Source organism: Brachybacterium horti, from assembly GCF_054777615.1.
The window spans coordinates 368823-381674 of the sequence record NZ_BAAHAM010000003.1 but is presented as its reverse complement, the minus strand read 5'-3'; the positions used below and the strand labels follow the sequence as shown (position 1 = coordinate 381674).

12 protein-coding genes are annotated in these 12852 nt (G+C 73.1%); 10 read left to right on the top strand and 2 right to left on the bottom strand.

Annotation, left to right across the window (positions count from 1 at the left end; translation table 11 throughout):
- Nucleotides 1-14: 14 nt before the first annotated feature.
- The 9 genes from pyrH to ACYVAP_RS11095 all read left to right on the top strand — a co-directional run bounded on the left by pyrH (nucleotide 15) and on the right by ACYVAP_RS11095 (nucleotide 8937).
- The gene (gene pyrH, locus ACYVAP_RS11135) at nucleotides 15-770 is read left to right on the top strand and encodes a UMP kinase (protein WP_137771283.1); all 756 of its coding nucleotides are present in this window, start codon (nucleotides 15-17) and stop codon (nucleotides 768-770) included.
- Between the two features lie 107 nt (nucleotides 771-877).
- On the top strand, nucleotides 878-1444 hold the full coding sequence (frr, locus tag ACYVAP_RS11130; RefSeq protein ID WP_137771282.1) for a ribosome recycling factor: 567 nt from the start codon (nucleotides 878-880) through the stop codon (nucleotides 1442-1444).
- A gap of 13 nt (nucleotides 1445-1457) precedes the next feature.
- On the top strand, nucleotides 1458-2387 hold the full coding sequence (locus tag ACYVAP_RS11125; protein WP_498860681.1) for a phosphatidate cytidylyltransferase: 930 nt from the start codon (nucleotides 1458-1460) through the stop codon (nucleotides 2385-2387).
- Nucleotides 2384-3646 carry a 23S rRNA (adenine(2503)-C(2))-methyltransferase RlmN gene (rlmN, locus tag ACYVAP_RS11120; RefSeq protein WP_498860680.1) on the top strand — a complete coding sequence of 421 codons (1263 nt, stop codon included), beginning with the start codon at nucleotides 2384-2386 and terminating at the stop codon, nucleotides 3644-3646. The genes ACYVAP_RS11125 and rlmN overlap by 4 nt, the downstream gene beginning before the upstream one ends.
- A gap of 79 nt (nucleotides 3647-3725) precedes the next feature.
- Nucleotides 3726-4274 (top strand): DivIVA domain-containing protein, encoded by a 549-nt coding sequence (locus ACYVAP_RS11115; protein ID WP_498860679.1) that lies wholly within the window; start codon nucleotides 3726-3728, stop codon nucleotides 4272-4274.
- On the top strand, nucleotides 4271-5482 hold the full coding sequence (gene dxr, locus ACYVAP_RS11110; protein ID WP_498860678.1) for a 1-deoxy-D-xylulose-5-phosphate reductoisomerase: 1212 nt from the start codon (nucleotides 4271-4273) through the stop codon (nucleotides 5480-5482). Before ACYVAP_RS11115 ends, dxr begins: the two co-directional genes overlap by 4 nt.
- Complete coding sequence (locus ACYVAP_RS11105) at nucleotides 5479-6816, top strand: M50 family metallopeptidase (RefSeq protein ID WP_264450673.1); 1338 nt, start codon at nucleotides 5479-5481, stop codon at nucleotides 6814-6816. The genes dxr and ACYVAP_RS11105 overlap by 4 nt, the downstream gene beginning before the upstream one ends.
- 112 nt (nucleotides 6817-6928) lie before the next feature.
- Nucleotides 6929-8083: a flavodoxin-dependent (E)-4-hydroxy-3-methylbut-2-enyl-diphosphate synthase gene (gene ispG / locus ACYVAP_RS11100; RefSeq protein WP_498860677.1), complete on the top strand. Its 1155-nt coding sequence runs from the start codon at nucleotides 6929-6931 to the stop codon at nucleotides 8081-8083.
- Between the two features lie 8 nt (nucleotides 8084-8091).
- On the top strand, nucleotides 8092-8937 hold the full coding sequence (locus tag ACYVAP_RS11095) for a GNAT family N-acetyltransferase (protein ID WP_498860676.1): 846 nt from the start codon (nucleotides 8092-8094) through the stop codon (nucleotides 8935-8937).
- Nucleotides 8938-8952: 15 nt separating this feature from the next.
- On the opposite strand, the gene ACYVAP_RS11090 is transcribed toward ACYVAP_RS11095, so the two are convergent.
- Together ACYVAP_RS11090 and ACYVAP_RS11085 are read right to left on the bottom strand one after the other, a co-directional pair.
- On the bottom strand, nucleotides 8953-9540 hold the full coding sequence (locus ACYVAP_RS11090; RefSeq protein ID WP_498860675.1) for a hypothetical protein: 588 nt from the start codon (nucleotides 9538-9540) through the stop codon (nucleotides 8953-8955).
- Nucleotides 9541-9621: 81 nt separating this feature from the next.
- The gene (locus tag ACYVAP_RS11085; protein ID WP_498860674.1) at nucleotides 9622-10923 is read right to left on the bottom strand and encodes a glycoside hydrolase family 15 protein; all 1302 of its coding nucleotides are present in this window, start codon (nucleotides 10921-10923) and stop codon (nucleotides 9622-9624) included.
- A 114-nt stretch (nucleotides 10924-11037) separates the two neighbouring features.
- Here ACYVAP_RS11085 and ACYVAP_RS11080 point away from each other — a divergent pair, with 114 nt between their 5' ends.
- Nucleotides 11038-12819, top strand: coding sequence for a proline--tRNA ligase (locus ACYVAP_RS11080; protein ID WP_498860673.1), 1782 nt, complete (start codon nucleotides 11038-11040; stop codon nucleotides 12817-12819).
- Nucleotides 12820-12852: the final 33 nt, after the last annotated feature.

Here is a 12852-nt window from a genome sequence, read left to right as displayed (position 1 = left end):
GCGGAAGGATCGTCATGACCCAGACCATCACCTCCACCCTCCCCGTCCTCCCGAGGAAGCAGGGGGGACGCCGCGTCCTCCTCAAGCTCTCCGGCGAGGCGTTCGGCGGCGGGAAGGTCGGCGTCGATCCCGACGTCATCTCCAGGATCGCAGCAGAGATCGCCGAGGGCGTCGCCCAGGGCGTCGAGTGCGCGATCGTCGTCGGCGGCGGGAACTTCTTCCGCGGCGCCGAGCTCTCCCAGCGCGGCATGGACCGCCAGCGCGCCGACTACATGGGCATGCTCGGCACCGTCATGAACTGCCTCGCGCTCCAGGACTTCCTCGAGCAGAAGGGCGTCACCACGCGCGTCCAGACCGCCATCACGATGGGCCAGGTCGCGGAGCCCTACCTGCCGCTGCGCGCCGTGCGCCACCTCGAGAAGGGCCGCGTCGTCATCTTCGGCGCCGGGGCCGGCATGCCCTACTTCTCCACCGACACCGTCGCCGTCCAGCGTGCGCTCGAGATCGGCTGCCAGGAGGTGCTGATGGCGAAGAACGGCGTCGACGGCGTCTACACCGCGGATCCGCGCACCGACCCGAGCGCGACCAAGCTCTCCGCCATCACCTACAACGAGGCCCTGCAGAAGGGTCTCAAGGTCGTCGACGCCACCGCCTTCAGCCTGTGCATGGACAACAGCCAGCCGATGATGGTGTTCGGCCTGGACGCCCCCGGCAACATCACCCGGGCCATGCTCGGCGAGCGCATCGGCACGGTCGTCACCGGCGACTGACCCCGCGTTCCCGGCTTCCCACCGGGTCGTCCCCGCGCGCACCGGCGCATGCGGGACAATGGACCTGATCCACGAGCAGATTCTGAGCAGAACGAGGACACAACGACATGAGCGACGACATCCCCGGCATCCTCAAGGACGCCGAGTCCAAGATGAGCAAGTCCATCGAGGTGACCAAGGACGAGTTCACCGCGATCCGCACCGGGCGGGCGACGGCCGCCATGTTCCAGGGCATCGACGTCGAGTACTACGGCGCGCCGACGCCGCTGAACCAGCTCGCCTCCCTGCAGTTCCCCGAGGCGCGCACCGTCATCGTCACCCCGTACGACAAGACCGCCACGACCGCGGTGGAGACGGCGCTGCGCGAGTCCGATCTCGGCGTGAACCCCACGAACAACGGTGACAACCTCCGCGTCGTCCTGCCCGCCCTCACCGAGGAGCGCCGCCGCGACTACATCAAGCTCGCGAAGAACAAGGCGGAGGACGGCCGCGTCGCCATCCGCGGTTCGCGCGGCAACGCGAAGAAGGCCATCGAGAAGCTGGTCAAGGACAAGGAGATCGGCGAGGACGAGGGCACGCGCGCCGAGAAGGAGCTCGAGGCGCTGACCAAGAAGCACATCGAGCAGATCGACGAGGCGCTCGCCGCCAAGGAGACGGAGCTCGCGACGGTCTGACCGTCCTCCTGCGATGACTGCGACCGCTGTGCCCGCGGGCCGACCGGCCGCCCCGATGACCCTCGGGGCGGCCGTCGCCGTGCCCGGCGAGGGGAGCGGCGGGGGAGCGGTGAGCGAGGAGGAGGCGCCGAAGCGGCGCGGACCGGGCCGCAACCTCCCGGCCGCGATCGCCGTCGGCCTCGTGCTCGTCGCCGTCGTGCTCGTGAGCCTCTTCGTCGTCCCGCAGGCCTTCCCGGTGCTCGTCGGTATCGCGATGGTCCTCGCGGGGCTCGAGCTCGTGCGCGCGCTCGGCGAGGGCGGCCTGCGGGTCCCACCGGTGCCCCTGCTCGTGGGGATCGCCGGGATCGTCGTCTCGACCGTGGTGCTCGGACCGGAGGGGCTGCTCATCGCGACGGCCGCGGCGGTCTGCGTGATCATCCTGTGGCGCGTCACGGAGTCCATGGGGCTCTCCGCGCTGCGGGACGTCACCGGCGGCGTGTTCGCCCTCGCCTGGGTCGCCTTCCTCGGCTCCTTCATCCTCCTGCTCCACGACCGCGAGGGCGGGGCGGTCCTCGTCCTGCTCGCGATCTTCGTCCCCGTCGGCAACGACGTGGGCGGCTACATCTCCGGCGTGCTCTTCGGCTCGCACCCCATGGCGCCGAGCATCAGCCCCAAGAAGAGCTGGGAGGGATTCGCGGGCTCGCTCGTGCTCGGCACGGGCATCGCGATCGGCATCTCGGTCCTCGCCCTGGACCTCGACTGGTGGATCGGCGCCGTGCTCGGCGTGGTCCTCGTCGTGATCTCCACCTGCGGCGACCTCGCCGAGTCCCTCCTCAAGCGCGACCTGGGCATCAAGGACATGGGCCACCTGCTCCCCGGCCACGGCGGCGTGCTGGACCGCATCGACTCGATCCTCCTCGCCGCTCCCACCACGTTCATCCTGCTGGAGGTCCTCCTGCCATGACCAGTCCGTCCTCCGCCGCCCCCGGCGGCAACCCGGACCTCTCCCGCGAGGCCGTCCCCGGCCAGGCGATCGCGCTCGCGCCGGGGCAGCTGCAGCTGCGCCCCACGCGCCGCGGCAAGCCGCCGGCCCACCTCGCGGACCTCACCCTCGCCGAGCGCGTCGAGGCGGTGAAGGAGATGGGTCTCCCGGGCTTCCGGGCGAAGCAGCTCTCCGTGCACTACTTCGAGCACTTCACGACCGACCCCGAGGACCTCACGGACATCCCCAAGGACCTCCGCGAGCGCCTCGTGGAGCGCTTCTTCCCGACGCTGCTGGAGCCGGTCTCCCGGCAGTCCGCGGATCACGGAGCGACCCAGAAGTTCCTGTGGAAGCTGTTCGACGGCTCCCTGGTGGAGTCCGTGCTCATGCGCTACAGCGACCGGGTCACGCTGTGCATCTCCTCCGAGGCCGGCTGCGGCATGAACTGCCCCTTCTGCGCGACCGGGCAGATGGGTCTGACCCGCAACCTCTCCGCCGCGGAGATCCTCGAGCAGGTCCGGGTGGCGAACATGCTGCTCGCGAGCGGCGAGCTGCCGGGCGGCCCGGGCCGCGTCTCGAACATCGTCTTCATGGGCATGGGGGAGCCGCTCGCGAACTACCGCCCCGTCGCGACGACCTGCAAGCGGCTGAACGCGCCCGCGCCGGAGGGCTTCGGCATCGGCGCCCGCCACATCACCGTCTCCACCGTCGGCCTCGCGCCGGCCGTGCGGAAGCTGATCAAGGAGGAGATCCCGGTGACCCTCGCCGTCTCCCTCCACGCCCCGGACGACGAGCTGCGCAACGAGCTCGTCCCGATCAACACGCGCTTCGACGTCGACGAGATCCTCGACGCGGCCTTCGAGTACTTCGAGGCGACCGGCCGGCGGGTGAGCATCGAGTACGCCCTCATCCGGGACATCAACGACCAGGCGCACCGGGCCCAGCTGCTCGCGGACCGCCTGATCGCGCACGGCGGCGCCCACTGGATCCACGTGAACCCGATCCCGCTGAACCCCGTGAAGGGGTCGAAGTGGACGGCCTCGGACCCGCGGGACGAGAAGCGCTTCGTGGAGATCCTGCGGGAGAACGGGATCTCGGCGACGATCCGCGACACCCGCGGCAGCGACATCGACGGCGCCTGCGGCCAGCTCGCCGCCGAGGTCATCGAGACCGACGAGCACCGCGCGGACCGCGAGGCCCGCGTCGCCCGCGTCGAGGCCGTCGCCTCCCAGGCGGAGTGACCGCCGCGCCGCCTCCCAGGCGGCCCCCGGCCCCGCCGCTACAGTGGGGCACCGACAGCACCGAGGAAGGACCCATCTGGTGAGCACATCGTTCGAGCGCGTCTCGCGGTTCAGCGTCGGGTACGACATGCACGAGGTCGACGAGTTCCTGGCCCGTGCCCGCACCGCCTACGAGGGCCGCGAGGCCGGCTTCGACGGGGCGGACATCACCTCCGCGAGCTTCGGCACCGAGCGCGGCGGCTACGACATGCGCGTCGTCGACGAGGCGCTGGACCGTCTCTCCGATGCCTTCGCCCTGCAGGCCCGTGACGATGCGATCGCGGAGAAGGGCGAGGAGTCCTGGATCGCGGAGCTCACCGAGCGTGCGGAGGTCCTCAAGGAGCGCCTCGAGCGTCCCGCCGGGGAGCGCTTCGCCCCGGGGGCCGACGGCGAGGCCGCGTACGACCGGGCCGACGTCGACGCCCTCTGCGACCAGCTCGTCGCGTACTTCACCGAGGGGCACCCGATGAGCGTGGACGACGTGCGCCGCGCCGCCTTCCGTCGCCGCCGCGGCGCGGACGGCTACCGCGAGGCCGTCGTCGACGTGTACCTCGACCACGTCGCGGACGTGATGGCCTCCGTGCCGTGACCTCCGCCCCGTCACGCCGGCTCGTCCTGCTCGGCTCGACCGGCTCGATCGGCACGCAGACCCTCGACGTCGTCTCCCGCTACCCGGGCACGGCCCGCGTCCACGGCCTCGCCGTCGGCGGATCCCGCCCGGAGCTCGTGGCCGAGCAGGTCCTCGCGCACCGCCCGGAGCGGGTCGTCGTCGCCGATGTCGTACAGCTGGACGCGGTCGCCGCGGCCGTGTCCTCCGCGTGCACCGCGGAGGGGTTCCCCGCCCCGCACCTGGACGCCGGGCAGGAGCAGGTGACCGCCCTCGCGGGCGCGCTCGGCGACGGGGACGTGGTCCTCAACGCCGTGACCGGATCGGTGGGCCTGCTGCCCACCCTCGCCGCGCTCGACTCCGGCGCGCGGCTCGCCCTCGCGAACAAGGAGTCGCTCGTCGTGGGCGGCCCCCTCGTCACGCGCGCCGCGGCCCCCGGGCAGATCCTCCCCGTGGACTCCGAGCACACCGCGATCGCGCAGGCCCTCGCGGGCGTGCGACCCGACCAGGTGGGCCGGCTCGTCGTCACCGCCTCCGGCGGCCCCTTCCGCGGCCGCACGCGGGCCGAGCTCGCCGACGTCACCCCCGATCAGGCGCTCGCCCATCCCACCTGGGCGATGGGGCGCGTGATCACCACGAACTCCGCGACGCTCGTGAACAAGGCGCTCGAGGTGATCGAGGCCTGCTTCCTCTTCGACCTGCCCGAGGACCGCGTCGACGTCGTCGTGCACCCGCAGTCGATCGTGCACTCCATGGCGACCCTCGTGGACGGCTCCACGATCGCGCAGGCGAGCCCCCCGGACATGCGCCACGCGATCGGCTGGGCCCTCGCGCATCCCGAGAAGCTGCCCGGCCTCGCGGCGCCGCTCGACTTCACGGCGGCGCAGTCCTGGACCTTCGAGCCGGTGGACGAGGAGACCTTCCCCGCGATCCGGATCGCCCGCGGCGCCCACCGCGAGGGCGGCGGTGCGATGGCCGTGCTGAACGCCGCCAACGAGGAGGCCGTCGACGCCTTCTTCGAGGGTCGGCTCGGCTTCCTCGGCATCGTCGACCTCGTGGCCGACGTCCTCGCCCGCCCGGACCGTCCCCGCGCCGATCTCGCCGGCGGCGCCGCCGCGCTGCTCGAGGTCGAGGCCTGGGCCCGCCGCGCCGCGCAGGAGCAGATCACGCTCGCGGGGTCCGCCTCGTGAGCGTACTGCTCTTCGTGCTGGGCATCGTGCTGGTCGCCCTCGGCCTCGGGGTGTCGATCGCGCTCCACGAGCTCGGCCACCTCCTGCCCGCCAAGCGCTTCGGCGTCAAGGTCACGCAGTACATGATCGGCTTCGGCCCCACGGTCCGCTCCTGGCGCCGCGGGGAGACCGAGTACGGCCTCAAGGCGATCCCGCTCGGCGGCTACATCCGCATGATCGGCATGTACCCGCCGCACAAGGGGGAGCCCGAGGGCACCGTCCGCGAGGACTCCACCGGCATGTTCCAGCAGCTCGCGGACGAGGCCAAGGAGTACGAGTCCTCCCAGTACGGCCCCGAGGACGCGCACCGCACCTTCGTCGCCCTCAGCGTGCCCCGCAAGCTCGTGGTGATGCTCGGCGGGCCGGTCATGAACCTGCTCATCGCGACCGTGCTCATGACGGTCCTCGCCTGCGGGATCGGCATGCCGGAGGTCACGCCCCGGGTGCAGTCCGTCTCGCAGTGCGTGCTGCCGGCGGACGCCGCGGCCGACGCCTCCTGCGCCGGCGAGCAGGAGGCCCCGGCGATGGCCGCGGGCATCCGCCCCGGGGACGAGATCCTCCGGATCGACGGCGCCGAGATCTCCACCTGGGACGACGTCACCGCCGCGGTGCGCGCCGCGGGCGGCCGCGAGATCGACGTGGTCGTCGAGCGGGACGGGGAGCGCCTGGACCTCACGGCGACCCCGATCCTCGACGACCGCCCCGTCTACGCGGCGGACGGCAGCGCGGAGACCGACGAGAACGGTGACTACGTCACCGAGGAGGTCGGCTTCCTCGGGGTCTCCGGCACCCCGGCGCTCGTGCGGCAGTCCCCGCTCGAGGTGCCCGGCATGGTGGGCAGCGCCTTCGTCGGCACGGCGAAGGTCGTCGTGACCCTCCCGGTGCGCCTGTACGACGTCGCCGTCGCGGCCTTCGGCTCCGGGGAGCGGGACCCGAACGGCCCCGTCGGCGTCGTCGGCGTCTCCCGTCTCGCGGGGGAGATCGTCGCGGCCGACGAGCCCGGCTTCGCCCTCCAGCAGAAGGTCGCCTCGCTGATCTCCATGCTCGCCTCGCTGAACATGGCCCTGTTCGTGTTCAACCTGGTGCCGCTGCTGCCCCTGGACGGCGGGCACGTGCTGGGCGCGCTCATCGAGGGCGTGCGCCGTGCGTTCGCCCGGCTGCGCGGCCGTCCGGACCCGGGCCCCGTGGACATGTCGCGGATGCTGCCGCTCACCAACGCGGTCGCCCTGCTGTTCATCGGGATGACGGTGCTGCTGATCTACGCGGACGTCGTCAACCCGATCACGCTGTTCTGAGGCGGGGCCGACGCGATGTCGGCTGTGCGCGGGGCCACGCGCCGCGTGGGGGAGTGGTGGAGGTGTCGCACCTCGCCTCCCCCTCGGGGCGCGGTGGGGCGATAATGGAGCGGTGACTTCCGTGAGCCTCGGCATCCCCTCCGTCAAGACGCCCCCGCCGGTCCTCGCCCCCCGGCGGAGGACCCGCAAGGTCAAGCTGGGCGACATCTTCGTGGGCGGCGACGCGCCGATCACGGTGCAGTCGATGACGACGACCCCCACCCACGACATCAACGCGACGCTCCAGCAGATCGCGGAGCTGACCGCGGCGGGCTGCGACATCGTCCGCGTCGCGTGCCCCCGGCAGGAGGACGCCGACGCGCTCGTCGCGATCGCCGCGAAGTCCCCGATCCCCGTCATCGCGGACATCCACTTCCAGCCCAAGTACGTCTTCGCCGCGATCGAGGCGGGCTGCGCGGGGGTCCGCGTGAACCCCGGCAACATCCGCCGCTTCGACGACCAGATCAAGGACATCGCGAAGGCCGCGAAGGATCACGGCACGGCGCTGCGCATCGGCGTGAACGCCGGCTCGATCGACCCCCGCATGATGAAGGGCGACCGCGTCACCCCGGAGGCGCTCGTGGCCTCCGCGAAGTGGGAGGCCTCGCTGTTCGAGGAGCACGACTTCCACGACTTCGGCATCTCCGTGAAGCACAACGACCCGGTGATCATGGTCGAGGCCTACCGGCAGCTCTCCGCGGAGGGCGACTGGCCGCTCCACCTCGGCGTCACCGAGGCCGGCCCCGCCTTCCAGGGCACCATCAAGTCCTCCGTCGCCTTCGGCATCCTGCTCGGCGAGGGCATCGGCGACACGATCCGCGTGTCCCTCTCCGCCCCGCCGGTGGAGGAGGTCAAGGTCGGCAACCAGATCCTGCAGTCGCTGAACCTCAAGCCGCGCAAGCTCGACATCGTCTCCTGCCCCTCGTGCGGCCGCGCCCAGGTGGACGTGTACACGCTCGCCGAGGAGGTCACCGAGGGTCTCAAGCACCTCGAGGTCCCGCTGCGCGTCGCCGTGATGGGCTGCGTCGTCAACGGACCGGGCGAGGCGCGCGAGGCGGATCTCGGCGTCGCCTCCGGCAACGGCAAGGGCCAGATCTTCGTCAAGGGAGAGGTCATCAAGACCGTGCCCGAGGCGGAGATCGTCGAGACCCTGCTCGCGGAGGCGAACCGCATCGCCGCCGAGATGGGCGAGGGCGCCGAGGGCGCACCGTCCGTCTCCGTGGGCTGAGGCCACCGGTGTTCCGCCGCGGGGGCCGCGTGCGCCCGCTGCGGGGCGCGGCGGTCGAGCCCGCCCTCTCCCTGGCCCTCGAGGACCCCGTCCTCAACACCCTGGGCGGCGCACGCCTCGCGGAGCTCGCCCGCGCCGGCAGCACCGCCGCCGAGTTCTCGCTGCTGGGCGAGGACGACGCCCCCGAGGGCCTGCTCTGGCACGGGGTGAACCTCTCGCCGCTCGGGGCGGGTCCCGAGGCGCTCGAGGAGTTCGGCCGCCATCTCGCGGGCCGCTCCCGGCGCTCGAGCTCCGTGGTGGGTCCGCGGCGTGCCGTCGAGGCGATGTGGGCGCCGATGGCGCCCACCTGGGCGGGCCAGGTGCGGGAGTACCGCTGGAGCCAGCCGCTGCTCGTCGCGGACGAGACGCCCGCGGCCCTCGCGGACGTCGGCCTGCGCCGCGCGCGCCCGGGGGAGGAGTCCGCCGTGTTCCCCGCCGCGGTCGCGATGTTCCGCGAGGAGGTGGGCGCCGATCCCACGCGCGGTGACGGCGGCCGCTCCTACGGGAACCGGGTCACCGAGCTCATCCGCGCGGGCCGCACGTATGTCGTGATGCACGACGGCCTGGTGCTGTTCAAGGCCGACGTCGGCGCGATCTTCGGTCCCGTCGCCCAGGTGCACGGCGTGTGGGTGCGACCGGGGCACCGCAGCCGCGGCCTGGGGCGGGCGGCGATGGCGCAGCTCGTCTCGCAGGTGCGCGCGGACCTCGCCCCGCAGGTCTCCCTCTACGTGAACGACTTCAACGAGCCCGCGCGCCGTGCCTATGCGGCGGCCGGGTTCCACGAGGCCGGGGAGCTCTCCACGATCCTGTTCTGAGCGGTGAGCGCCTCCTCACCGGGTGCCGAGCCCCGTCCGGGGCCGGGAGCCGCGGTCGGCGACGAGGAACACGACGCCGTAGGCGAGCGTGCACGCGGCGAGCGAGAGCCCCGCGAGGGCACGCGCCGCGGCCGCGTCGAGGGCGCCGGTCGTGGCGAGCAGCAGGGCGCAGCCCGCGCCCGCGGCGCCGAGGGCCGTGGTGAGCAGGTGCAGGCGGGAGCGCTGGACCAGCAGGAACAGGGCGAAGTGTGCCGCGACGACGAGTGCGACGGCGGGCATCACCAGCTCGCCGCGTCCGGCGCGGGCGAGCAGCAGGACCACCCCGGCGATCACGACGACCTCGATGAGCGCGAAGAGCCCGACGACCGGGCCGGGGACGCCCCCGGGCCCGGCGCGCCCTGGAGTCCCCGCCGGCGGGTCCTGGCGCCCGCGCCGGCCGGTCCCCAGCACGGCGGCCAGCGCGACGCCGGCCCCGGCGAGCAGGCCGAGTGCGGAGAGGACGGGAGATGCCTGCCATGCGTTCGTGGACCAGGCACAGGTCATGACGCCCATGAACAGCGCCATCGACAGGAGCGGGGTCGCGGGCGAGGGATCGGTGCGCATGCCCTCAGCCTCGCCGGGAGAGCGCGCCTCCCGCCGTGGGTGCCGTCATGACGGCACCGTGACAACGGTCAGGGTCGGAGGTCAGCCCTCGCGCAGCGCGTCGATCGTGAGGATCGTGTTCGCGGCCGTCCAGGCGAGCGGGGCGACGGCCGCGGGGCGCCCGTCGAAGAGCACCTTCTCGCTGAGCGAGCCGGCGTCGGTGCGGTGCTGGGCGAGCCAGGTCAGGAGCGCCCCCGCCTCGTCGTCGGCGCCGGAGCGGGCGAGGCCCAGGGCGAGCAGGCTCGTGGACGGGGTCCAGCTGATCCCGTCCTGCTTCCAGCGCGCACCGGGGGCGATGCCGCCGGCCGGGCGGCGGAGCACGTCCCCGAGGCGCGTGAGGTCCGCGGCGGGGACGACGTCCGCGGCGCCGAGCGCCGCCGGCAGGGCGAGGGCGGAGTCGGCGCCCCCGCGCCGGGCGTAGCGCTGGTACCCGGCGGGACCGAACTCCTCGTGCAGCAGCGCGCCGAAGGCCTCCGCGGCCTCGGCGTCCCCGCTCTCACCGGTCACGGCCGCGGCGGCCTGCCAGCCGGCGAGGGTCGTCGCCATCAGGGCGAGCGTCACCGAGCGCTCGCGCAGCTCCCAGTAGTCGGGGGAGACGGGCGGCAGCTGCTCGCCGTGGCCGGTGCCCGAGCGCAGCAGCTCCCGCGAGCGGGTGACGAGGCGCTCGAGCCCTCCGGCGGCGGTCGCGCGCCGCTCGGGGGTGGGCAGCGCCTCCAGGACCTCCGCCACCGCCCAGAGGACGAGCCCGGTCCCGTCGAACTGCGGGGGCCGGTCGTCCGGGGCGCGGCCCGTGTCGAGGTCGTAGCGGGCCTCGAACCAGCTCCCCTCCCGCTGCAGGGACTGCAGGTGGGCGAGGATGCCGAGCGCCTCGTCGTGCAGCCCCGCACGGGCGAGGGCGACCGCGCAGAAGGCGCCGTCGCGCGGCCACAGGTAGCGCCAGCTGCGCGACCATCCGGCGACCGGGGCCGGGGCGTCGTCACCCAGCACCCAGAGGTCCGCGAGGGCGGAGGCGGCGAGCTCGGCGTGCGCCGCGGGCACCGTGTCCAGCCAGGGCCGGGCCGTCGCCATGAACGCGGCGGCGCGGCGGGCGGGGGCGGCGGTCTCGGGGACGGAGGCGAGCAGCCGGGTGCCCGGTCGCAGCCGGGAGGCGGGGATCGAGGAGTCGCCGCCCACCAGGTGGCGGCGGCCGTCGGCGGCGATCGCGACGCTCGCCGAGAGCAGCGGCGCCTCGGAGCGGGGATCCTCACGCAGGACCGCGACCCCGCCGGCGAGCGCTCCCGCCCCGAGCAGCCCGCCGCCCAGGAGTAGCGACCGGCGGGCAGGCCGGGAGGAGGGGACCTCCATGGCATGCACCTCCCTGCTCGTCGCGCGTGCGCACCAGCGTACGTGTGCGCCCTTACCATGGTCCCGGTGCCCGCGCGAGAGCCGGCCGCCCCCTCACGTCCGAAAGGCCCCTCCATGATCCGCATGTCCTCCTCGTTCGTCCGCACCCTGCGCGAGGACCCGTCGGATGCCGAGGTCGCGAGCCACAAGCTGCTGGTGCGCGCCGGGTACATCCGCCGCTCCGCCCCGGGTGTGTACACCTGGCTCCCGCTGGGCCTGAAGGTGATGCGCAAGGTCGAGCAGATCGTGCGCGAGGAGCAGGACGCGATCGGAGCCCAGGAGCTGCTGTTCTCCGCGCTGCAGCCCCGCGAGCCCTATGAGGCAACCGGTCGCTGGGAGGAGTACGGGCCCACGCTGTTCCGTCTCCAGGACCGCAAGGGCGCGGACTACCTCCTCGCCCCCACCCACGAGGAGATGTTCGCCCTCGCGGTGAAGGACCTGTTCAGCTCCTACAAGGACCTTCCGGTCATGCTCTACCAGGTCCAGCACAAGTACCGCGACGAGGCGCGCCCCCGAGCCGGGCTGCTGCGCGTGCGCGAGTTCGTCATGAAGGACGCCTACTCCTTCGACGTCGACGACGCCGGTCTCGACGCCTCCTACGACCGTCAGCGCCAGGCGTACCAGCGGACCTTCTCCCGCCTCGGCCTGCCCGTCGTCATCTGCCAGGCGGACGCGGGCGCCATGGGCGGCTCCCGCTCCGAGGAGTTCCTCCACCCCACACCCGTCGGCGAGGACACCTTCGTGGTGACCGACGGCGGCTACGCCGCGAACGTCGAGGCCGTGACGACCGTGGCACCGGCGCCGCTGTCCGCGGAGGAGATCGCCGCGCTGCCCGCCGCCCATGTCGAGGAGACCCCCGGCGCCTCGACCATCGCGGCGCTCACCGACTTCTCCAACGCGACCTACCCCGGTGGCGGCTACGTCGCGGAGGACGGCAGCTGGACCCGCTACGAGATGCTCAAGCACCTCGTCTACCTGCTCACGCATCCCGACGGCAGCACCGAGCCGCTCGTCATCGCGCTGCCCGGTGATCGCGAGATCGACGAGAAGCGCCTCGAGGTCGCGGTCGCCCCGGCGGTCGCCGCTCCCTTCACGGAGGAGGACTTCGCCCGTCACCCCGTGCTCGCCAAGGGGTACATCGGCCCGGCGGGCCTGGGCCTGGAGTCGGCGTCGAAGATCCGTTACGTCGTGGACCCGCGGGTCTCCGAGGGGACGCGCTGGGTCGCCGGCGCGGGCGAGGCCGGCAAGCACGTCTACGACCTCGTCTTCGGCCGGGACTTCACGGCCGACGGCACGATCGAGGCGGCCGAGGTGCGCGACGGCGACCCCGCGCCCGACGGCTCCGGTCCGCTGCGCCTGACCCGCGGCATGGAGATGGGCCACATCTTCCAGCTGGGCCGCAAGTACGCCGAGGCGCTCGACGTCAAGGTCCTCGACGTGAACGGCAAGGCCGTCACGGTCACGATGGGTTCCTACGGGATCGGTGTGACCCGTGCGGTCGCCGCGATCGCCGAGCTGCACCACGACGACAAGGGCCTCGCCTGGCCGCGCTCTGTCGCACCGATGGACGTGCACGTGCTCGCGACCGGCAAGGACGAGGCGATCTTCGCGAAGGCCGCGGAGCTCGCGGAGCAGCTCGAGGCCGCCGGCTACGACGTGCTCTACGACGACCGTCCCAAGGTCTCCCCGGGCGTGAAGTTCAAGGACGCCGAGCTCATCGGGATCCCCGCGACAGTTGTCGTGGGCCGCGGGCTGGCGGAGGGCGTCGTCGAGGTCCGCGACCGCGTCGCCGGATCCGTCCAGGAGGTCGCGCCGGAGGCAGTCGTCGAGACGGTGCGCGGGCTCGCCGACGCCTGATCCCACGGACACGGGACAGCGCACGGGGCGCCG